The sequence below is a fragment of the Pseudomonas sp. genome (assembly GCF_035554175.1).
Taxonomy (GTDB): Bacteria; Pseudomonadota; Gammaproteobacteria; order Pseudomonadales; family Pseudomonadaceae; genus Aquipseudomonas.
The window spans coordinates 70,069-90,425 of record NZ_DATMIV010000022.1 but is presented as its reverse complement, the minus strand read 5'-3'; the positions used below and the strand labels follow the sequence as shown (position 1 = coordinate 90,425).

Genomic DNA, 20,357 nt, shown 5'->3' with positions numbered 1-20,357 from the left:
ACCTATGACTTTTTCCCAACACGTCGCGGTCATCACCAGCGATGAGCAAGCCCTGATCGTCGCCAGCGACCTGGCCGAAGATTTCAAGCGCGACAGCGCCCTGCGCGACCGCGAGCGCCGCCTGCCATTGGCGGAACTCGAGGTGTTTTCCCGTTCGGGCCTGTGGGGCATCAGCGTGCCGAAAGAATACGGCGGCGCTGGCGTATCCAGCGTCACCCTGGCCAAAGTCATCGCGCTGATCGCTCAGGCTGACGGCTCGCTGGGGCAGATTCCGCAGAATCATTTCTACGCGCTGGAAGTGCTGCGCGTAAACGGCAGCAACGAACAGAAACAACGGCTGTACGCCGAAGTCCTCGCCGGCCAGCGCTTCGGTAACGCCCTGGCGGAACTGGGCACGAAAACCGCTCACGACCGCGTCACCAGCCTCAAACGTGACGGTGCTGGCTATCGCATCAATGGTCGCAAGTTTTACGCGACCGGAGCAATTTACGCGCAGCGCATTCCGACCTCCGTGGTCGATGAAAACGGCGTACAGCAACTGGCCTTCGTCCCGCGTGACAGCAAAGGCCTGACGGTGATTGACGACTGGAGCGGCTTCGGCCAGCGCACCACCGGCAGCGGTTCGGTGGTGTTCGAAGATGTGTATGTGGCGGCTGAAGATGTGCTGCCGTTCCAGAGCGCATTCGAACGCCCGACCACCGTCGGCCCGCTGGCGCAGATTCTTCACGCCGCCATCGACACCGGTATTGCCCGCGCCGCTTACGAAGATGCCTTGCACTTTGTGCGCAGCAAGACCCGCCCCTGGATCGATTCCGGCAACGATAAAGCGACTGAAGATCCGCTGACGCTGAAGAGTTTCGGCCACTTGAGCATTCGCTTGCATGCCACCGAAGCCTTGCTTGAACGCGCCGGCGAATTTCTTGATGCCGCGCAGGCCCAAACCACTGCCGAAACCGTCGCCGCCGCATCGATTGCCGTCGCCGAAGCTCGGGCGCTCAGCACGGAAATTTCCCTCGCCGCCGGCAGCACGCTGTTTGAACTGGCCGGCAGCCAGGCCACGCTCAGCGAGCATGGCCTCGACCGGCACTGGCGCAACGCCCGCGTGCACACCCTGCATGACCCGGTGCGCTGGAAGTATCACGCGGTGGGCAATTACTACCTCAACGATGAAAAACCGCCGTTGCGGGGAACCATCTGATGAGCGCCGCGAAAAAGAAGATCCTGCTCAACGCGTTCAACATGAATTGCATCGGCCATATCAACCATGGCCTGTGGACGCACCCGCGCGACACCTCGACCCGCTATAACACCATCGAGTACTGGACCGAACTGGCGCAGTTGCTTGAGCGCGGACTGTTCGACGGCTTGTTCATCGCCGATATCGTCGGCGTGTACGACGTCTACCAGAACTCGGTCGACGTGACGCTGAAAGAGTCGATCCAGTTGCCGGTCAACGATCCCCTGCTGCTGGTCTCGGCGATGGCGGCGGTGACGAAAAATCTCGGTTTTGGCCTGACCGCCAATCTCACTTACGAACCGCCGTATCTGTTCGCCCGGCGCATGTCGACGCTCGACCATTTGAGTCGCGGTCGCGTGGGCTGGAACATCGTCACCGGTTATCTGGACAGCGCCGCCAAAGCCATGGGCCTGAGCGAACAAGTCGAACATGACCGCCGCTACGATCAGGCCGAAGAATATCTGCAGGTGCTGTACAAACTCTGGGAAGGCAGTTGGGAAAACGACGCGGTGCTCAACGACCGCGAGCGGCGCATCTATGCGCAACCGGACAAAGTGCACAAGGTCGAGCACAAAGGCGAGTTCTATCAGGTCGAGGGTTATCACCTCTGCGAACCTTCGCCGCAGCGTACGCCAGTGTTGTTCCAGGCCGGCAGTTCCGATCGCGGACTGCTGTTCGCCGGGCGCCATGCCGAGTGCGTGTTCATCAGCGGCCAGAACAAACCGTCGACCAAAGTGCAGGTGGACAAGGTCCGCGCCAGCGCGGTCGAAGCCGGGCGCAACCCTGCGGACATCAAGGTGTTCATGGGCCTGAATGTGATCGTCGGCGCTACCGAAGAAGCGGCGTGGGCCAAGCATGCCGAGTACCTCAGCTACGCCAGTGCCGAGGCCGGTGTGGCGCATTTTTCCGCGTCCACCGGCATCGACTTTTCACAGTACGAGATCGACGAACCGATCCAGTACGTGAAGAGCAACGCCATTCAATCAGCAACGAAAAATCTGCAGAACAACGACTGGACCCGACGCAAGTTACTCGACCAGCACGCCCTCGGCGGGCGTTACATCACCGTGGTCGGCTCGCCCGAGCAAGTGGCGGATGAGCTGGAATCGTGGATCGCCGAAACCGGGCTCGATGGCTTCAACCTGACCCGCATCGTCACCCCGCAAAGCTATGTCGATTTCATTGAACTGGTGATTCCCGAGTTGCAGCGGCGCGGGTCGTACAAGACCACGTATGACAGCGGCACCTTACGCGAGAAGCTGTTTCACGGTGAGGCGCAGTTGCCTGAGCAACACACCGGCTCCGCGTTTCGCCGCTAGAGCATCGCGAGCAGGCTCGCTCCCACAGGAGTAAGCATTCCAAATGTGGGAGCGAGCCTGCTCGCGAAGAGGCCCTCCCCGACACCACAAATTCATGCACTGACTGGAAAACCCACCATGACCAAGAAACTCCTGTCCCACCCGGTCAAAGCACTGGCCCTGGCCTTCGGCCTGTTCAGCTCGGCAGTTTTTGCTGGCGATGCGCCGCTGAAAATCGGCACCACCGCCGCCTTCGCCATTCCGCTGGAAGCCGCCGTCGAAGAGGCCTCCAAACAGGGCCTGAAAGTCGAACTGGTGGAATTCACCGATTGGATCGCGCCCAACGTCAGCCTCGCCGCTGGCGACATCGATGTGAATTACTTCCAGCACATCCCGTTCCTGGAAAACGCCAAAGCCGCCTCAGGTTTTGATCTGGTGCCGTTCGCGCCGGGGATCATCAACAACGTCGGCCTGTATTCGAAGAAATACAAAAGCTTTGATGAGCTGCCCGAAGGCGCCAGCGTCGCCATCGCCAACGACCCGATCAACAGCGGACGCGGTCTGCAGTTGCTGGCCAAGGCTGGACTGATCACCTTGAAACCGGGCGTAGGCTACAAGGCCACCGAGGACGATATCGTCGCCAATCCGAAGAAGATCAGGATTCTTCAGGTCGAAGCCGTACAACTGGTGCGCGCTTACGACGACGCCGATCTGGTTCAGGGCTATCCGGCCTACATTCGTCTGGCGAAAACCTTCGATGCCGGCTCGGCGCTGCTGTTCGACGGTCTTGATCACAAGGAATACGTGATCCAGTTCGTCATCCAGCCGAAAAGCAAAACCGATCCGCGCCTGATCAAATTCGTCGACATCTACCAGCATTCGCCGGCCGTTCGCGCGGCGCTGGACAAGGCCCACGGCAAGCTCTATCAGGCCGGATGGGAAAGCTGAACATGACTGCCGCGATCCAACGGCGACTGGAGCTTCCAGAGCCATCGCGCGCCGAGCGCACCGAGCTGCATCCCGAACTCAACCGCGCTCATGTGCGCTTCGTCGGCGTGGGCAAAACCTACAATGGCCGGCATGGCCCGGTCGCGGCTTTGCAGGGCATCGACCTGGCCATTCAGCGCGGTGAAGTGTTCGGCATCATCGGCCGCAGCGGCGCTGGCAAGTCGTCGTTGATCCGCACGATCAATCGTCTTGAGCAACCGACATCGGGCCGCGTGCTGATCGATCAGGTCGACATTGGCGAGTTCGATGAAGACCGTCTGGTGGCATTGCGCCGACGCATCGGCATGATCTTCCAGCACTTCAATCTGATGTCGGCCAAGACCGTCTGGCAGAACGTCGAACTGCCGCTGAAGGTGGCCGGCGTACCGAAGGAGCAGCGTGAGAGAAAAGTCCGCGAATTGCTCGAACTGGTCGGCCTGCAAAGCAAGCACACGGCGTACCCGGCGCAGCTGTCCGGCGGGCAGAAACAGCGGGTCGGCATCGCCCGCGCGCTGGTGCATGACCCGGACATTCTGCTCTGCGATGAGGCGACGTCGGCGCTGGATCCGGAGACCACGCAATCGATCCTCGGCCTGCTGCGCGAGATCAACAAACGCCTGGGCCTGACCATCGTATTGATTACCCATGAGATGGCGGTAATTCGCGAAATCTGCGACCGCGTGGTTGTGCTGGAACATGGCCATGTGGTCGAGCAAGGCCCAGTGTGGAACGTGTTCGGCAATCCGCAACACGAGGTCAGCCAGACTTTGCTCGCACCGCTGCAACACGCATTGCCAGATGAATTGCAGAGTCGATTGCTGGCGCAATCCACATCCGCCGACGCCGCTGTGGTCCTGCGCTTGCAGTTCACTGGGAGTGCCGCTGATGAGCCGGATCTCGCTGCGTTGTTCACGGCGCTCGGAGGTCGGGTGAAATTGCTCCAGGGCGGTGTGGAAAGGATTCAGGGTCATGCGTTGGGACAATTGTTGCTCGCCGTCAGCGGCTCGACTTTCAGCGCCGAACAATTGCGCGAACGCGCCGGACAATGGGCGCAGCGGGTGGAGGTATTGGGTTATGTGGTTTGAGCGCTTGCTGCAGGGTTTTATCGATACCTTCCTGATGGTCGGCGTGTCATCGCTGATCGCGCTGCTGGCCGGCATTCCCATGGCGGTGATTCTGGTGACCAGCGACAAGGGCGGGATCTATGAAGCGCCGGTGTTGAACCGTGCGCTCGGCGCGTTCGTAAATCTGTTCCGCTCGATTCCGTTCCTGATCCTGATGGTCGCGCTGATTCCGTTCACCCGCTTGATCGTCGGCACCACCTACGGCGTATGGGCAGCGGTGGTGCCGCTGACCATTGCGGCCACACCGTTCTTTGCGCGAATTGCCGAGGTCAGTCTGCGTGAGGTCGATCATGGCTTGATCGAAGCCGCACAGGCCATGGGCTGCCGGCGCTGGCACATCGTCTGGCATGTGCTGCTGCCCGAGGCCCTGCCGGGGATTGTCGGCGGCTTCACCATCACACTGGTGACGATGATCAATTCTTCGGCCATGGCCGGGGCGATCGGCGCCGGAGGATTGGGCGACATTGCCTATCGATATGGCTATCAGCGCTTTGACAGCCAGATCATGTTGACCGTAATTGTCCTGCTGGTGGCGTTGGTCGCAGTGATTCAATTGGGTGGGGACAGACTGGCGCGCGGGCTGAATAAGCGCTAAGGTCGATAGCGGCAGGTGGCCACCACCTGCCGAGCAGGTGATCGCACCGATTTGGGCAACGCCCTTAGCGAAAATCAGACGCTTCCTACACCTTATTTATCGTTTCGCCAGCCCGAACCACGGGGGTTTGCAGGACGATTCCTAGAATATTTTGCCCGCTTGTACCCGAAATATCCGGTAGCTAATCTCCGCTCGTCACTGTTTGTGGTGACCGGATTCAGTTGCCCGGATTCGCTGGGCGTGCAGTCAGGCCTGACCTCGGCAGAGGCTTTCAGCTGTCCGATGTTGCTGTGCGCAGGGCACTTACAGGTGCGCCGACAACCGGCGGCCGACGACTGATCCGAGTGCAGCCGCCGTCCTGCTCGTTTAGTCGCGAAATGGTTGGCTCCCCACTTGATGTCAGGAGTTTACCCATGGAAAAAAATCTTACCGATCCGCCACTCAGCCTTACTTCCAGCAAGCGGTTCACCGAGGATTTGCTCAAGGATCGCTCCGCACTGTGCCGCGCCGTCGACTCGCATCTGGCCGGCAATCAGGTCACGCTGCCCGGACAGAAACGCGTCTACAGCATCAGCGAAGACGTGACGCTGGAGGATGCCCAGTTGTATGTCGCCGATCTGCTGCGCTGCGCCTCGGTGACCGTCCATCAATGCGGCGACCAGCTCGGGGGAGCGGATCGTGCCATGGTGTTCTCGGTCTGGCATTTGCTGGAAATGGCCAAGGCGATGATGGACCGCTCGATCGATTGCCTGGGGATGAAACAGAACTGACGCCACGCCCCGACGCCGCCTCCGCTGGCGCCAGCGGAGGCGGCGTTTTTTTGCCGGGGAAAAGGCTTATAGTCCGGTCTTCCTTCGCCAACACAGCATTGAACATGAAGCAGACGCCCACCGACCTCGAACAGATCACTGCCACGACCCTGGGTCATTACAACTCGGTGGCCGAGGATTTTCGTGAAGGCACTCGCGACCACGATGTCAGCCAGAACATCGAAGCCTTGCTGCGCCACATACAGGGTCAGCCGCCGTTGACGATTCTGGATTTCGGCTGCGGCCCGGGCCGGGACCTGCAGACTTTCACACGCATGGGCCACGTTGCGATCGGCCTCGATGGCTCGCAGGAATTTGCGCGCATGGCCCGCGAGGACAGCGGCTGCGAAGTCTGGCAGCAGGATTTCCTCAAGCTTGATCTGCCGGCCGAACGCTTCGACGGAATCTTTGCCAATGCCGTGCTGTTTCATGTGCCGTTGCAGGTATTGCCACAGGTGCTAAAGCAACTGCACGGCACGTTGAAGCCAGATGGCGTGTTGTTCTGCTCCAATCCGCGTGGGGACAACCGTGAGGGCTGGAACGGGCCGCGCTACGGCTCATATCACGATCTCGAGGCCTGGCGCCGGTTGCTGACGGCGGCGGGTTTTGTCGAGCTTGAGCATTATTACCGACCCGCCGGGTTGCCGCGCGAACAGCAGCCGTGGCTGGCGAGCGTGTGGCGAAGGGTTGCCTGACGATCAAAAGCTCGTCCGATCGCGGCCCGAGCCTTCGGCAGCTCACGTTGGGATGCGTTTCCCTGTAGGAGCTGCCGAAGGCTGCGATCTTTTGCTTTTGCTTCAGGAAGATTCTTTTTCAGGCTCGCGAATCTTGTACCAAGCCACATACAGCGCCGGCAGGAACAGTAGCGTCAGCAGCGTCGCCACGACGATGCCGCCGATCATCGCGTAAGCCATCGGCCCCCAGAACACCTCGCGGGCGATCGGGATCATGCCCATGCTCGCCGCCGCCGCGGTCAGCAGGATTGGCCGGCGCCGGTGCTCGGTGGCTTCGACCACTGCGTCCCACGGCGCATAGCCTTTGCGCTCGAATTCATCGATCTGCGTGACCAGAATCACCGAGTTGCGGATGATGATGCCGATCAGCGCCAGAATCCCCAGAATCGCCACGAAGCCCATCGGCGTGCCGGTCGGTACCAGCGCCAGCACTACGCCGATCAGTCCGAGCGGCGCAACGCTGGCCACCAGAAACATCTTCTGCACGCTGTGCAACTGGATCATCAGGAACGTCGCCATGAGGAACAGCATCAGCGGCAGAACCTTGGCAATCGGCCCTTGGGCCTTGCCGCTTTCCTCGACCGTACCGCCGGTGGCAACCTTGTAGCCGACCGGCAGTTTGGCCGCAAAGGCATCGATCGATGGCTTGAGCAGTTTCACCAGATCGGTCGGCTGAATCTCGTCGCGCACCGAGGCCTTGATGGTGATGGTAGGCAAGCGATCACGACGCCACACCAGCGGCTGTTCCAGCTCATAGCGCACGGTGGCGAACGCCAGCAGCGGAATCGAAGTGCCGCTCGGCGTGACGATCTGCAGGTTCTGCAGGGTTTCCGGGGTGCCTCGTTCGGAATCTACCGCGCGACCGACCACGTTGATCAGGTAGATATCGTCATCGACCTGAGTCAACGGCGAGCCGCTGACGATGCTGTTCATCAGATTCGCCACGTCTTCGGACGACAGCCCGAGTTGCCGCGCCTTGTCCTGGGCGATGTCGATGCGCAGGACTTTGCCCGGCTCGTTCCAGTCGTAAATGATCTCGCCGATATGCGGGTTCTTGTCCAGTTCGGTGGCCAGATCGATAGCGTGTTTGCGTACCTGGTCAACGTCCTTGCCGCTGACCCGATACTGAATCGGACGGCCCACCGGCGGGCCCATTTCCAGTGCCTGAACGTAGCTGCCGATGCCGACGAAGTCTTTGTGCAGACGCTCGCGCAGACGCTGACTCAACGCCTCGCGGGCCTCGAAGTCCTTGCTGACGATCACCAGTTGCGCGTAGTACGGGTTCTGTAATTGCTGGTCGAGGGGCAGGTAGAAACGGATCGCGCCCTGACCGATGTAGGTGCTCCAGCGCACGATGTCCGGATCGCCTTTGAGCGTCTCCTCCAGCTTGTCCACCGCTTTGCGGGTTTCATCGATCGAGGCGTTTTGCGGCAGGTTGAGGTCGACGAGAATTTCCGGGCGATCGGAGGCAGGGAAAAACTGGTTCTGCACAAAACGCATGCAGAACACCGCCAGGACGAACAGCAGCACGGTGATGCCGATCGCCCACCAGCGGTTGCGCATGGCCCACAACAGACCACCATTGAAGGCCCGGCCGATGCGACCCGGCTCGGCGTCGTGCGCCTTCACCTTGTCACTGAGAATATGCACGCCGATCACCGGCGCAAAAAACACCGCCACCACCCACGAGACAATCATCGCCACGGCAATTACCGCGAACAGCGTGAACGTGTACTCACCGGCGGAGCTGGCATTGAGACCAATGGGCACGAAACCGGCGACGGTCACCAGCGTACCGGTGAGCATCGGAAATGCAGTGGAGGTGTAGGCGAATGTCGCGGCCTGCTCTTTGCTCTCGCCCATTTCCAGGCGCGTGACCATCATTTCCACGGTGATCATCGCGTCGTCCACCAACAGACCGAGAGCAATGATCAGCGCGCCGAGGGAAATCCGCTGCATGGTGATGCCGCTGTATTCCATGAACACGAAGACCATCGCCAGTACCAGCGGAATCGAGCAGGCCACCACCAGACCGGCGCGCACGCCGAGGCTGATGAAACTCACCACCAGCACGATGATCACCGCTTCGAACAGGGCGCTGGTAAAGCCACCCACGGCCTCCTCCACCACAACGGCTTGATCCGACACCGTGTGCACGCCCACGCCGACCGGCAAGTCAGCGGTGAGCTGGTCAATGCGCTCGTGCAGCGCCTTGCCAAATTCCTGAACGTTGCCGCCCTTCTGCATGGCAATCGCCAGGCCGATCGCCGGTTTGCCGTCGAAGCGGAATTGCGGAGTCGCCGGGTCGACGTAGCCACGGCTGATGTCGGCGATGTCGGCCAGACGATAGAAGCGATCGTTGAGCTTGAGATTGACCTCGGCGAGGTCTTTTTCCGAAGCGAACTGGCCCGAAGTACGCACGGAAATCCGCTCCGGCCCCGCCTCGATCACCCCGGCCGGGGTCACGGCGTTCTGCGATTGCAGGCTCTGTACCACCTGGCGCTGGTCGATACCTAACGCTGCGAGTTTGCGCGTGGAGAAGTTCAGGTAAATCGTTTCGTCCTGCTGGCCGACCATTTCGATCTTGCCCAGCCCCGGCACATTACGGATCTCGGCCCGCGCCTGCTCCACGTAATCGCGCAACTGGCGCATGGTCAGGCCGTCGGCGGTAAAGGCATAGACCGAGCCGTACACGTCACCGAACTCATCGTTGAATCCCGGCCCCTGGATGCCCTGGGGGAACTGGCCGCGAATATCGTCGATTTTCTTGCGCACCTGGTACCAGATTTGCGGAATGTCCTTGGCGCTGGTGGTGTCGCGCAGGTACACGTACACCGTCGATTCGCCCGGGCGCGTGTAGCTTTTCACGTAATCGAGGGAATCGAGTTCTTCGAGTTTTTTCTCGATGCGGTCAGTGACCTGCTTGAGGGTTTCCTCCTGGGTCGCTCCCGGCCATTTGGTCTGGATCACCATGGTCTTGATGGTGAACGACGGGTCTTCCTCGCGGCCCAGATTGAAGTATGAGAACACTCCCATCAGCAGCCCGACGAACATCAGGTACCACACGAAAGACTGGTGCTTGAGGGCCCATTCGGAGAGGTTGAAAGAGCCTTTCATTGACTGTCCTCGTCAAGTTTTACCGATTGTCCGGGTTTGAGGCTGTTGACGCCGGCGCTGACCACATGCTCGCCATTCTGCACGCCGCCGGCCAGCACCACGCTGTTGTCGGTGCGACTGAGGACACTGACATCGCGCGGGTTGACGGTTTTGTTTTGCGTATCGATCACCCAGATCCGCGATTTGCCGTCGACTTCCTGCAACGCGGTCAGCGGCAATTCAATACGCGGTTTGATCGCCGAGCTGAGGGTCACGCTGATCGCGGTGCCGAGGCGGAACCCGTCCGGCGTGTCCGACAACGTCAGACGGGCGCGGCGGGTGCGCGTGGCGCTTTGTGCCTGAGGTTCGATCTCGCGGATGATCGCTGTGGTGTTGATGCTCGGGTCGAGCTGCGCGGCCACCGAAAACACCACGTCGCTGGGCAGTTGATCAACCAGCGTGTCGGGCAGATCGATCACCGCTTCCTTGATGTCCGGTTGCGCCAGCGTCACCACTTGCTGCCCTGCCGTTACCACTTGCCCGGCCTCGGCGTTCCACGCAGTGACCACGGCTTTGTGATCGGAACGCAGCTCGGTGTAGCTCAGTTGATCCTTGCTCTGGCTGACCGCCGCCCGGGCCTGGTCGAGCGAGGCCTGGGTGGTTTTCAGATCGGTGTTGGCGACGTCCAGTTGCGCCTGCGCGCCGACGCCACGGTCGAACAGCGCCTGCTGGCGGCGCGCGTTGGCCTGGGCGTTGATCAGTTGTGCCTGGATCCGCGCCAGATCGCCTTGCGCCGAACGCAGCTGATTCTGCTGGTCGGAAGGGTCGAGGGTGGCGAGCAAAGTGCCCTTCTGCACCTCGGCGCCGACATCGACATTACGCCGGGCGATGCGTCCACCGACGCGGAAACCGGTGTTGCTTTCGTAGCGCGCCTGAATGCTCCCGGCAAAGCGCCCGAGGCTTTCCTGGTCCAGCGCTTTGACCGTGACCGACAATACCGGGCGCACCGGTTCCGGCGGCGCTTGCTTTTCCGAACAGGCGCCGAGCAGCAGCGCCATGCACAACAGTCCGAGACGCTTCATGGTTGCGCTCCCGGTTGCAGATCCTTGTAGGTGTTTTCGGCAATCTCGACTTTCATGCCTGGGTGCAGCAACTGGCCGCCGGCGACGATGACTTTTTCACCACCCTTGAGGCCTTCGCTGATGATCACCTTGCCGGTCAGGTAGCGGCCGACCGTGACCGTGTGCAACTGCGCTTCACCTTTGTCATCGACCAGCCACACCGCCGGGTCGCTGATGTTTTTCGTCAGTGCCGACCACGGCAGTTCCACAGCCGATTTGCCGGTGCCTTTGGCGGTGGCACTGACCACCGACCCGAGCTGCATGCCCGGCGGCAGTTTGTCGAGGCTGACCTTGACCTGCACGGTGCCCGATTGCGCCGATACCGAGGGGGTTATTTCGCGCACGGTGCCGGTGGTTTTGATCTCGGGGTTGTCGAGCAGGCTGACCACGATCGAGCGATCGGACGGACGCTCGGCCAGCAGCGATTCGTAGACATTGAACACTGCGTCGCGGTCGCCATCGCGAGCCAGGCTGAAAATCGGTGCCGTGGCCTGCACGACCTGACCGACTTCGGCCTGACGCTCGGTGATGACGCCCGCTGCATCGGCGATCAGTGCGGTGTAGCCGAGCTGGTCTCGGGCGTTGGCCAATTGCGCCTGCGCCGCAGTCAAAGCGCTCTGGCTGCTGCGCAGCGCCGCTTGCGCCGAATCGTATTCGCTGCGGCTGGTGTAGCCCTTGGGCAGCAGTTTCTCCTGGCGCACGAACGCCGCCGCTGCCTGCTTTACACGGGCCTGTTCAGCGACGACTTGGGCCTGGGCGGAGTCGACATTGGTCTGCAGATCCTTGGGATCGAGTCTGGCCAGCACTTGTTTGGCCGTGACCCGGTCGCCAACGTCGACCATACGCTGGATGATCTTGCCGCCGACGCGGAACGACAGTTGCGTCTGCACCCGCGCCTGCACGTCGCCGGTGAGGGTCACCGCTGCGGCGTAATTCTCGGGTTTGACCTCTTGCACAAAGACCCGTGGCAAGTATTCCTCAGCGGGTTTCTTGTCGCCGCAAGCGGTGAGCAACGCCATGGCGCTCACGGCCATCAGCACTTTCAATCCGGGACCCGCCATGCACACTCCTTGGCCTTTAATGCTGCTGTCGAGACGATACGACTTCAGAGCTTAGAACAGGGTTCCACGCTTGACCGTCCGAACACCAGATTTATATCTGCAGGAGCTGCCGAAGGCTGCGTTCCTTATGATGTTATTGAAAACAACAGCAAAAGATCGCAGCCTTCGGCAGCTCCTACACGGGTATCGTGTGACGGATTCGGCGTATGCGGAGAAGGATTTCATGCTCAACACACTGGCGGTGGCCAATTACCGCTCGATCAACAAACTGGTGATTCCGCTAGGGCGCCTGAACCTCATTACGGGACCCAATGGCAGTGGCAAGTCCAACCTCTACCGCGCATTGCGCCTGCTGGCGGAAACCGCGCAGGGCGGCGTGGTCAATGCACTGGCACGTGAAGGCGGGCTGGATTCGACGTTCTGGGCCGGGCCGGAAACCATCAGCCGACGCATGCGCAACGGTGAAGTGGCGATCGAACCGACGGTGCGCCACGGCGTGAAGCGGCTGCGCCTGGGATTTGCCGGCGAGGATTTCAGTTACGCCATCGGCCTGGGTCTGCCGGAACCGAGCCGCTCGTGTTTTTCCCTCGATCCGGAAATCAAACGTGAATGTATCTGGGCGGGCCCGGTGTTTCGCCCGGCAAGCCTGCTGGTCGAGCGCAACGGCCCGATGATCCGCGCCCGCGAAGGCCGCGCCTGGGATGTGCTGGCGCAACACACGCCTAATTTCGACAGCCTGTTCGATCAAATCGGCAGCTTGCGCAGCTCGCCTGAAGTGATCCAGATGCGCGAGTTCATTCGTCGCTGGCGCTTCTACGATCACTTTCGCAGCGATGCCGACGCCCCCGTGCGCCAGCCGCAACTGGGCACGCGCACGCCGGTGCTGCACCACGATGGCCGCGATCTGGCGGCAGCCTTGCAGACGATCATAGAAATCGGTGACCCGGAGGCATTGCGTGCGGCGATCAGCGATGCGTTCCCCGGTGCGCGGCTGAACATTGCACCGCTGGCGGGTGGACGCTTTGCCATCGAGTTTTATCAGGAAGGGTTATTGCGACCGTTGTCGGCGGCGGAGCTGTCGGACGGCACCTTGCGTTATCTGCTGCTGGTCGCCGCGCTGCTGACACCGAGGCCACCAACCCTGATGGTACTGAACGAACCGGAAACCAGCCTGCACCCTGACCTGCTGCCGGCGCTGGCACGCCTGATCATTCGCGCCTCCGAGCAGTGCCAGGTGTGGGTCGTGTCACACGCGCGGCGCTTGATCTCGGCGTTGCAGGAAGATCCCGAGTGCAACTGCATCGTGCTGGAGAAAACACTGGGGCAGACCGGGATTGTCGGCCAGCGGGTGCTGGATGAACCAGCGTGGCATTGGCCGGATTGAGCGGTGACTGAAGAATTCGCGAGCAGGCTCGCTCCCACAGTCGTACGCGGACCGATGTGGGAGCGAGCCTGCTCGCGAAAGCGATTCAAGCGTCACCGCTTAATCAAGGAACTAGCCCTGCCACTTGCCCCCTTCAACAATCACACTCTCAGGCCGGGTGTCATCACTCAGTTCTTTGCGCACATATTGGTCATAGAGCTTGAGCAGATATTTCTCTTCACCGAGCTTGGCCAGCTCGCTGTTGACCCAGTCACGCAACTCGACGTTGCCCTTCTTCACGGCCGGGGCAATCGGCGCCTCGGCGCCCAGTTTTTCCTCGAGCACGCGATAGCCCGGGTTCTGCTTGGCCCAGCTGAACAACACCAGATTGTCCTGCGCGTATGCATCGCCACGGCCATTGGCCAGGGCTTGCAGCGACTCGGAGTTCTTTTCGAACTTGAGCAGTTTCCAGTCCGGATGGTTCTTGGTCAGCCAGATATCAGCCGTCGTGCCGGTGGTGACAATCGTGGTGCGGGTCGCCAGGTCATCGAGTTTTTTCACCGAACTGGCCTGCGGCACCAGCGCCTGCACCGCGACCTTGAGGTTCGGGTTGGTGAAGTCCACTGCTTGCTTGCGCTCCGGGGTGACGGTCATGTTGGCGAGGATCAGGTCAACCTTGTCGCTTTGCAGGAATGGAATGCGGCTGGCCGGTTCGACCGCAACGAACTCGATCTTGTTTTCATCGCCGAGCAGATCCTTGGCAAAACGTCGACCGATGTCGGTGTCGAAGCCGACGTAGCGTCCGCCCTCATCGACAAAACCGAAGGGCGGCTTGTCAGTGAAGACACCGACGATCAATTTGTCGCGGGCCTTGATCTTGTCCAGATAACCCGCCGGCGCAGCGCTTTCGCTGGCGACTTTGGGCTTCGGCGGTTCTTCGGACTTACCGCAACCGGCGAGCAGGGCGAGGCTGAGCAGAGGCAATAAAAAAGCGGCAGTTTTCATAGCGGTTCCAGTTCCTTTATCGGATTCGTTTTTGGCAATGTGGCAACGAAGGAGAACTTCTCCAGAAACTGCTGCGCGCGTGCGGTTTGCGGGTTCGTAAAGAAAATCTCGGGTGGAGACTGTTCAAGGATGCGCCCGGCATCCATGAACACGATGCGATCGGCCACCGCGCGAGCGAAGGCCATTTCGTGGGTGACGATCAACAGAGTCATGCCTTCGCGGGCCAGCCCCTGAATGACCTGCAGCACTTCCTTGACCATTTCCGGGTCGAGGGCGGCGGTGACTTCATCGAAGAGCATTACGCGCGGATTCATGCACAGCGACCGGACGATGGCGATGCGTTGCTGCTGGCCGCCGGACAGCTGGCGCGGGAAGGCATCGCGCTTGTCCAGCAAACCTACGCGCTCCAGCAAAGCCTCGGCCTGCTGTTGCGCTTCGCGGCGCTGACGCTTTTGCACCTTGAGCGGGCCGAGCAGCAGATTGTCGAGCACACTCATGTGCGGGAACAGGTGATAACTCTGGAACACCATGCCGATCTGCTGACGGATTTCGCGCCAGTCGGTGGCCTTGTCCAGCAGCTCACGGCCGGCGAATTTCAGGCTGCCACTGTGAGCCTCTTCCAGACCATTGAGGCAGCGCAGCAGAGTGCTTTTGCCACAGCCACTGGGGCCAAGAATGACGATCACTTCGCCGCTCTGCACTTGCAGGTCGATGCCGTCGAGCACCTGTTGCTCGCCATAGAATTTGTTGAAGCCGTGAAACTCGATCAATGCACTCATGCTTGCGTCCAACGGCGCTCCAGCACACGCGAAGCGGCCGACAGCGGATAGCATATGAAAAAGAAAAACAGGAACAGCGCGCCGTAGATCAACACCGATTCGTAGGTGCGCTCGATGATCTGCTGGCCGACCTTGATCACATCGACGACGCCTATCAGCACCGCCAGCGAGCTGGTCTTGATGATCCGCGTGTAGACATTGATGGTCGGCGGCGTCATACGCTTAAGCGCTTGCGGCAGCAGCACGTAGCCATAAAGTTGCGCTGCATTCAGGCCAATCGACAGCCCCGCTTCACGCTGCCCACGGGGTAACGAATGCAGCGCGCCGCGCGCCACTTCGCCGACTTCGCTGGCGCCCCACAACGACAGCACCAGCACCGCGCAGCAGAAACTCGGCAGGCTCAAGCCAAAGAAAATCGGTAGCCCGAAAAACAGCAGGTACAACCACACCAGCACCGGAATTGCCCGGAACAGCTCCAGATAAACACGCAAAATTGCGTTCAGCCACGTGACGTTCAGCGTGCGCAACACGCCATACAGCACGCCGCCGACCGTGCTGATGGCGATGCTCAGAAACGAGATCGACAAGGTTTGCCCGGCACCTTTGGCCAGTTGCGGCAACGACACCCAGAGCAATTCAAGACCCGAACTGGCCATGCTGGAGCCTCCTTTCCAGACGACTGAGCAGCAGCGACAGGGGCAAAAACAACAGCACGCAAATCAGCGTCAGCACGGCGAGCATTTCGTAGGTTTTGTAATACAGCGCAATGTAACTCTTGGTGGTGTAGAGGATTTCCGGCACCGCCACGGCCGAGACCACAGTGGTTTCCTTGAGCAGGAAAATGAAATTGGCGAACAGCGACGGCAGGCTGAGAATTCCCGCTTGCGGCAGGATCACGTAGCGCAGCAACTGACCGTGGGACAGGCCGATGGAGCGGCCGGATTCCAGCTGCGCCTGCGGCACCGCCTCGACGCCGGCACGCAACACTTCGGTCAGGTAGGCACCGCCGAGGAATGTCATGGTGATGATCGCGGCGGTGAATCCGGACACTTTGATGCCCAGTGCCGGCAAGGCGAAATACACGAAGAACAGCTGGATCAGCAGCGGCGTGTTGCGCGCCAGTTCCACATACAGACCGACCAGTCTTCCTAGAAAGGGTGCGCGCAATACCAGGATCGTCGCGTTGAGCAGCGCCACCAGCAACGACGTGCCAATTGCGATGAAACCGACCTGCAGCGTCACACCCACGGCCTTGAGAAAGGTCGGCAGGGTACTGAGGATAAAGGCGTAGTCGAGAGTCATGAAACGTCCTGACGCCACGCGGTAAGTGGCGTTGATGCAATCCATGGACAGCGGATGGCTGTCCGGCAGGCACTGACTTTATAGGTATAAAAATCAGAATTTAAATACCGTTAAAGCATATTGATATCACCCAAAAAACTATCCTGTGGGTTTGCCGGGAAGGAATAAGAAGGCTATTTTTCTTTGCGCTGTAGGACGGATCTTTTTTTCAGGAAAGACCTCCAAGGACGCACAGCTTTTGGCCAGACTCTCCGGCCTACCCATTACAAGGAAGAAAAACATGGACGTAAAACTGCCGCAGCGGCTGGATCCGCAGGACATCGTGAAATTGCTGGTGGCGTTGAGACGGGCGTTGAAGGCGCAGGTGGCCTGAAGCAACGGCCAGATCAAAAGATCGCAGCCTTCGGCAGCTCCTACAGGGGAATGCGGTCTGCTGTAGGAAGCTGCCGAAGGCTGCGATCTTTTTGCTTTTTCAGCACAAACAAAAACGCCGATGACCATCACTGGCCATCGGCGTTTTCGCGTCTGAAGCGGGTTCACTCAAGCGTCAGATCAGAACGCCGGCAACACCGCGCCGCTGTACTTCTTCTCGATGAACGCTTTGACTTCCGGGCTGGTCAGGGCCTTGGCCAGTTTCTGGATCGCGTCGCTGTTCTTGTTGTCCTCACGGGCCACCAGGAAGTTCACGTAAGGCGAGTCAGCACCTTCGATGACCAGCGCATCTTTCTGCGGGTTCAGCTTGGCTTCCAGCGCGTAGTTGGTGTTGATCATGTCCAGATCAACTTCCTTCAGCACCCGTGGCAGCAAGGCCGACTCCAGTTCCTTGAACTTGAAGTTGTGCGGGTTCTTGGCGATGTCTTTCGGCGTCGCCAGTGCGTTTTTCGGATCCTTGAGTTCGATCAGACCGGCCTTCTGCAGCAGAATCAGGGCACGGCCGCTGTTGCTGCCTTCGTTGGGGATGGCGATGGTCGCGCCGTCCGGCAGTTCAGCCAGGGTCTTGTACTTGCTCGAATAGCCACCGAACGGTTCAACGTGCACACCCTGCACGGTCACCAGGTACTTGGCCTTGTCGTCCTTGTATTTACCCTGGTTGAAGCTGTTCAGGTAAGGCAGGGTCTGGAAGTAGTTGGCGTCCAGACGCTTCTCGCCGACCTGTACGTTGGGCTGCACGTAGTCGGTGAAGACCTTGATTTCCAGGTCCACGCCTTCTTTGGCCAGAGTCGGTTTGATCAGTTCGAGAATCTCAGCGTGTGGCACTGGCGTCGCGGCAACCACCAGTTTCTCACCGGCGTTTGCGAAAGAAGCCGTCAGGGCAGCCGCCAATGCGGTAAACAACAGAACCTTTTTCATGCAGTGTCCTTATCGAAAATCACGGTCGTCATCGACGACGGCATTAATACGTGTGCCAGTGAAGTGATATCGCTGGCGTGAAGCGGACAATACCCGGATTTTTTATTCCCGGACAATAACGTTTATTCAGCTTCATATTCCATTTTGTTCATCCAGCTCCACCTCAACTGTAGGAGCTGCCGAAGGCTGCGATCTTTTGATTTTCAAGGCTTTGAAACAGGTGAAGATCAAAAGATCGCAGCGTGCCGCAGCTCCTACAGAAGTTTGGCGTTCGCCAGAAGTTGCTTGAGCGCGGCTTGCTCAGCGGTGGAGCCGGTGGTCAGGATCTGTTTGATCTGGCTTTCGATCTGCGTCAGCACCGGCGGCAGGTTCAGGTGCTCCGGCAGAATCTCGTCGCCATTGCTGACCAACAGCGCAAAGTGAATGACGTTTTCCAGCTCGCGGGTATTGCCGGGCCAACTGTGTTGCTCGAGCACGTGCTGCGCCGCTTCGCTGATCAGCGGCACGGGCAGGTCGAGACGCTGGCTGTAGATGCCGAGGAAGTATTCGGCCAGCGAGAGGATGTCGCCGGTGCGTGCGCGCAGGGCCGGCAACTCCAGATGCCCCTCGCTGAGGTAGTGATAAAGCCGCTCATGGAATTTTCCGGCGTCCACCGCTTGGGCCAGATCGATGCTGGTCGCGGCAACCAGACGCACATCCACCGGGCTGGGTTGATGCGCGCCGACCCGGGTGACTTCGTGGTTTTCCAGGGCAGCGAGCAACTTGATCTGAATCGGCAGCGGCAAGTCACCGATTTCATCCAGATACAACGTGCCGCCGTTCGCCGAACCGAACCAGCCGGCACGGCTGCTGGCCGAGCCGCTGTAACTGCCGGCGGCGTAGCCGAACAACTCGGCATCGGCGTAGGTCGGACTGATCGCGCCGCAGTTCACCGAAACAAACAAGCCGCTGCGATCGCTGGCGCGGTGAATGTGGCGCGCGAGTAATTCCTTACCGGTACCGGTTTCGCCACGGATCAGCACGGAAATTGATCGCGGCGCCAGTTGCTCGAGCTCTTCACGCAATTGCCGCGAGCGCGGATCGACAAATACCAGCGCCTTGGCGCGGATACTCAGAGGGCTTTTTTCCGCATCGGGAAAGGTCAGCAGGGGCTGACCGAAGGTTTCGAAACTCATGGCAGGCTCCCGCCCCAAACCGCCAGCCGACAGGGGCGTTGAAGAAAATGAAGTCAGGCGCGACGACGGGCGTGGTGTTCCAGGCGATTTTGCAGGCGATAGAGATAGGCAAATCCCTGCTCCCAGCGCTGATGCCCGGATTTGACGTTGATGTGCCCGGCCCCGGCGAGAATTCCCGCCTCTGCGCCCCAGTTGCGCGCCAGTTCCAGAGCACGCGGCGCACTGACGGCGGCGTCATTGTCGGAGCTGACGACCTGGCTGGGGAACGGCAGCAGATCAGTGGGTATCGGTGCGAAATTGCGCAGTGCCGGCGCGCACGCAGGGCGCTCCACATCGGCCGGCGCCACCAGCAGCGCGCCGCGCACTTGACGCAGGTATTGCAGCGGCGCGGTGGCCGCCCAGTGGGCAACGGTAATGCAGCCGAGGCTGTGGGCAATGAGGATCACCGGCGCGCTGTCGGCGGCAATCGCCTCGGCCAGGGCGGCGACCCAGTCTTCACGGCGCGGGGTCAGCCAGTCGGCCTGTTCAACTCGAGCGCTGTTCGGCAGGCTGTTCTGCCAGTGGGTTTGCCAATGATCTTCTGGCGATCCTTGCCAGCCCGGCACAATCAGATAGCGGATTGATTCGTTGCGCATGGGGAGCTCTCCTGCGTCGTGTCTGTTCCGGGTCGAGTATAGGGAGCGGAGTTATATTCGTTAAGGAATAAGAAGCTATTTATTAAGACCCGAATTGAATATAAGGCGTCTGTGTAGGAGCTGCCGAAGGCTGCGATCTTTTGGGTTTGTTTTTAAAAAACAAGATCAAAAGATCGCAGCCTTCGGCAGCTCCTATAGGGTCGGTGTTTGGCGGGACAAAAGTCGTGGGATAAAAAAAGGGCCGCACCCTGCCAAGGAGACGGCCCCGCAAACGCACAAATCTGTCACCGCGCAGTGATCACCGACAATTTGGTAATCCCCGCCCTCTCGATCGAAGCCATGGCTCGCGCCACTTCGCCGTAATTCACCCCGTCGTCAGCCTGCAATTGCACGCGCACTTCCGGGTCCTTGGCCTTGGCCGATTTGAGGTTGAACTCCAGCAGATCCGGCTGGATTTCGTCCTTGTTGATAAACAGTTTTCCCGCACCGTCGATGCTCACCACCAACGGGTCTTTCTGCTCGACCGGGGCCACCGCTTCGGTCTTCGGCAGGTTGATCGGTATCGCGTTGGTCAGCAGCGGCGCGGTGACGATGAACACCACCAGCAGCACCAGCATCACGTCCACCAGCGGCGTCACGTTGATCTCGCTGAGCACCTCATCCGTGTCTTGCGTGGAGAAGGCCAT

At 60.2% G+C, this 20,357-nt stretch carries 19 protein-coding genes; 8 read left to right on the top strand and 11 right to left on the bottom strand.

Going from position 1 to position 20,357, the window contains the following annotated elements:
* Positions 1-4: 4 nt before the first annotated feature.
* The 7 genes from VNV36_RS11790 (at position 5) to VNV36_RS11760 (ending at position 6,745) form a co-directional block, all read left to right on the top strand.
* A complete protein-coding gene (locus VNV36_RS11790) occupies positions 5-1,198 on the top strand; it encodes an SfnB family sulfur acquisition oxidoreductase (protein ID WP_325717911.1) in 1,194 nt (397 codons plus the stop codon).
* A complete protein-coding gene (locus VNV36_RS11785) occupies positions 1,198-2,556 on the top strand; it encodes an LLM class flavin-dependent oxidoreductase (protein ID WP_325717910.1) in 1,359 nt (452 codons plus the stop codon). The genes VNV36_RS11790 and VNV36_RS11785 overlap by 1 nt, the downstream gene beginning before the upstream one ends.
* Positions 2,557-2,673: 117 nt before the next feature.
* On the top strand, positions 2,674-3,483 hold the full coding sequence (locus tag VNV36_RS11780; protein WP_325717909.1) for a MetQ/NlpA family ABC transporter substrate-binding protein: 810 nt from the start codon (positions 2,674-2,676) through the stop codon (positions 3,481-3,483).
* 2 nt (positions 3,484-3,485) lie between these two features.
* Positions 3,486-4,607: a methionine ABC transporter ATP-binding protein gene (locus tag VNV36_RS11775; RefSeq protein ID WP_325717908.1), complete on the top strand. Its 1,122-nt coding sequence runs from the start codon at positions 3,486-3,488 to the stop codon at positions 4,605-4,607.
* Positions 4,597-5,241, top strand: a complete 645-nt coding sequence (locus VNV36_RS11770) for a methionine ABC transporter permease (RefSeq protein ID WP_325717907.1) — start codon at positions 4,597-4,599, stop codon at positions 5,239-5,241. Before VNV36_RS11775 ends, VNV36_RS11770 begins: the two co-directional genes overlap by 11 nt.
* A 413-nt stretch (positions 5,242-5,654) precedes the next feature.
* The gene (locus VNV36_RS11765) at positions 5,655-6,011 is read left to right on the top strand and encodes a DUF6124 family protein (RefSeq protein ID WP_325717906.1); all 357 of its coding nucleotides are present in this window, start codon (positions 5,655-5,657) and stop codon (positions 6,009-6,011) included.
* 104 nt (positions 6,012-6,115) lie between these two features.
* On the top strand, positions 6,116-6,745 hold the full coding sequence (locus VNV36_RS11760) for a class I SAM-dependent methyltransferase (protein ID WP_325717905.1): 630 nt from the start codon (positions 6,116-6,118) through the stop codon (positions 6,743-6,745).
* A gap of 102 nt (positions 6,746-6,847) precedes the next feature.
* On the opposite strand, the gene VNV36_RS11755 is transcribed toward VNV36_RS11760, so the two are convergent.
* From VNV36_RS11755 to VNV36_RS11745, 3 genes are read right to left on the bottom strand one after another with little or no spacing between them, the layout of a single operon-like run.
* On the bottom strand, positions 6,848-9,901 hold the full coding sequence (locus VNV36_RS11755) for an efflux RND transporter permease subunit (RefSeq protein ID WP_325717904.1): 3,054 nt from the start codon (positions 9,899-9,901) through the stop codon (positions 6,848-6,850).
* Positions 9,898-10,962, bottom strand: coding sequence for an efflux RND transporter periplasmic adaptor subunit (locus VNV36_RS11750; protein ID WP_325717903.1), 1,065 nt, complete (start codon positions 10,960-10,962; stop codon positions 9,898-9,900). The genes VNV36_RS11755 and VNV36_RS11750 overlap by 4 nt, the downstream gene beginning before the upstream one ends.
* Entirely contained in the window at positions 10,959-12,062 is a 1,104-nt protein-coding gene (locus tag VNV36_RS11745) for an efflux RND transporter periplasmic adaptor subunit (RefSeq protein WP_325717902.1), read from the bottom strand. The genes VNV36_RS11750 and VNV36_RS11745 overlap by 4 nt, the downstream gene beginning before the upstream one ends.
* A 223-nt stretch (positions 12,063-12,285) precedes the next feature.
* Here VNV36_RS11745 and VNV36_RS11740 point away from each other — a divergent pair, with 223 nt between their 5' ends.
* Positions 12,286-13,446 carry an AAA family ATPase gene (locus VNV36_RS11740; RefSeq protein WP_325717901.1) on the top strand — a complete coding sequence of 387 codons (1,161 nt, stop codon included), beginning with the start codon at positions 12,286-12,288 and terminating at the stop codon, positions 13,444-13,446.
* A 111-nt stretch (positions 13,447-13,557) separates the two neighbouring features.
* Here the strand turns inward: VNV36_RS11740 and VNV36_RS11735 are convergent, their stop codons facing one another.
* From VNV36_RS11735 to VNV36_RS11700, 8 genes are all read right to left on the bottom strand, one after another.
* On the bottom strand, positions 13,558-14,430 hold the full coding sequence (locus VNV36_RS11735; RefSeq protein ID WP_325717900.1) for a transporter substrate-binding domain-containing protein: 873 nt from the start codon (positions 14,428-14,430) through the stop codon (positions 13,558-13,560).
* Positions 14,427-15,209 carry an amino acid ABC transporter ATP-binding protein gene (locus VNV36_RS11730; protein WP_325717899.1) on the bottom strand — a complete coding sequence of 261 codons (783 nt, stop codon included), beginning with the start codon at positions 15,207-15,209 and terminating at the stop codon, positions 14,427-14,429. The genes VNV36_RS11735 and VNV36_RS11730 overlap by 4 nt, the downstream gene beginning before the upstream one ends.
* Positions 15,206-15,865 carry an amino acid ABC transporter permease gene (locus VNV36_RS11725; protein ID WP_325717898.1) on the bottom strand — a complete coding sequence of 220 codons (660 nt, stop codon included), beginning with the start codon at positions 15,863-15,865 and terminating at the stop codon, positions 15,206-15,208. The genes VNV36_RS11730 and VNV36_RS11725 overlap by 4 nt, the downstream gene beginning before the upstream one ends.
* A complete protein-coding gene (locus VNV36_RS11720; protein ID WP_325717897.1) occupies positions 15,846-16,511 on the bottom strand; it encodes an amino acid ABC transporter permease in 666 nt (221 codons plus the stop codon). Before VNV36_RS11720 ends, VNV36_RS11725 begins: the two co-directional genes overlap by 20 nt.
* A 552-nt stretch (positions 16,512-17,063) precedes the next feature.
* Positions 17,064-17,861 (bottom strand): MetQ/NlpA family ABC transporter substrate-binding protein, encoded by a 798-nt coding sequence (locus VNV36_RS11715; RefSeq protein WP_325717896.1) that lies wholly within the window; start codon positions 17,859-17,861, stop codon positions 17,064-17,066.
* A 254-nt stretch (positions 17,862-18,115) separates the two neighbouring features.
* Positions 18,116-19,036 carry a sigma 54-interacting transcriptional regulator gene (locus VNV36_RS11710; RefSeq protein WP_325717895.1) on the bottom strand — a complete coding sequence of 307 codons (921 nt, stop codon included), beginning with the start codon at positions 19,034-19,036 and terminating at the stop codon, positions 18,116-18,118.
* A gap of 53 nt (positions 19,037-19,089) precedes the next feature.
* On the bottom strand, positions 19,090-19,671 hold the full coding sequence (locus VNV36_RS11705) for an alpha/beta hydrolase (RefSeq protein WP_325717894.1): 582 nt from the start codon (positions 19,669-19,671) through the stop codon (positions 19,090-19,092).
* 284 nt (positions 19,672-19,955) lie between these two features.
* Positions 19,956-20,357, bottom strand: a complete 402-nt coding sequence (locus VNV36_RS11700) for an ExbD/TolR family protein (protein ID WP_007972930.1) — start codon at positions 20,355-20,357, stop codon at positions 19,956-19,958.

Bases quoted from the DNA above. Each gene is read 5' to 3' on its own strand.
- VNV36_RS11790 (WP_325717911.1), top strand. From the start codon at position 5: ATGACTTTTTCCCAACACGTCGCGGTCATCACCAGCGATGAGCAAGCC.
- VNV36_RS11785 (WP_325717910.1), top strand. From the start codon at position 1,198: ATGAGCGCCGCGAAAAAGAAGATCCTGCTCAACGCGTTCAACATGAAT.
- VNV36_RS11780 (WP_325717909.1), top strand. From the start codon at position 2,674: ATGACCAAGAAACTCCTGTCCCACCCGGTCAAAGCACTGGCCCTGGCC.
- VNV36_RS11775 (WP_325717908.1), top strand. From the start codon at position 3,486: ATGACTGCCGCGATCCAACGGCGACTGGAGCTTCCAGAGCCATCGCGC.
- VNV36_RS11770 (WP_325717907.1), top strand. From the start codon at position 4,597: ATGTGGTTTGAGCGCTTGCTGCAGGGTTTTATCGATACCTTCCTGATG.
- VNV36_RS11765 (WP_325717906.1), top strand. From the start codon at position 5,655: ATGGAAAAAAATCTTACCGATCCGCCACTCAGCCTTACTTCCAGCAAG.
- VNV36_RS11760 (WP_325717905.1), top strand. From the start codon at position 6,116: ATGAAGCAGACGCCCACCGACCTCGAACAGATCACTGCCACGACCCTG.
- VNV36_RS11755 (WP_325717904.1), bottom strand. From the start codon at position 9,901: ATGAAAGGCTCTTTCAACCTCTCCGAATGGGCCCTCAAGCACCAGTCT.
- VNV36_RS11750 (WP_325717903.1), bottom strand. From the start codon at position 10,962: ATGAAGCGTCTCGGACTGTTGTGCATGGCGCTGCTGCTCGGCGCCTGT.
- VNV36_RS11745 (WP_325717902.1), bottom strand. From the start codon at position 12,062: ATGGCGGGTCCCGGATTGAAAGTGCTGATGGCCGTGAGCGCCATGGCG.
- VNV36_RS11740 (WP_325717901.1), top strand. From the start codon at position 12,286: ATGCTCAACACACTGGCGGTGGCCAATTACCGCTCGATCAACAAACTG.
- VNV36_RS11735 (WP_325717900.1), bottom strand. From the start codon at position 14,430: ATGAAAACTGCCGCTTTTTTATTGCCTCTGCTCAGCCTCGCCCTGCTC.
- VNV36_RS11730 (WP_325717899.1), bottom strand. From the start codon at position 15,209: ATGAGTGCATTGATCGAGTTTCACGGCTTCAACAAATTCTATGGCGAG.
- VNV36_RS11725 (WP_325717898.1), bottom strand. From the start codon at position 15,865: ATGGCCAGTTCGGGTCTTGAATTGCTCTGGGTGTCGTTGCCGCAACTG.
- VNV36_RS11720 (WP_325717897.1), bottom strand. From the start codon at position 16,511: ATGACTCTCGACTACGCCTTTATCCTCAGTACCCTGCCGACCTTTCTC.
- VNV36_RS11715 (WP_325717896.1), bottom strand. From the start codon at position 17,861: ATGAAAAAGGTTCTGTTGTTTACCGCATTGGCGGCTGCCCTGACGGCT.
- VNV36_RS11710 (WP_325717895.1), bottom strand. From the start codon at position 19,036: ATGAGTTTCGAAACCTTCGGTCAGCCCCTGCTGACCTTTCCCGATGCG.
- VNV36_RS11705 (WP_325717894.1), bottom strand. From the start codon at position 19,671: ATGCGCAACGAATCAATCCGCTATCTGATTGTGCCGGGCTGGCAAGGA.
- VNV36_RS11700 (WP_007972930.1), bottom strand. From the start codon at position 20,357: ATGGCCTTCTCCACGCAAGACACGGATGAGGTGCTCAGCGAGATCAAC.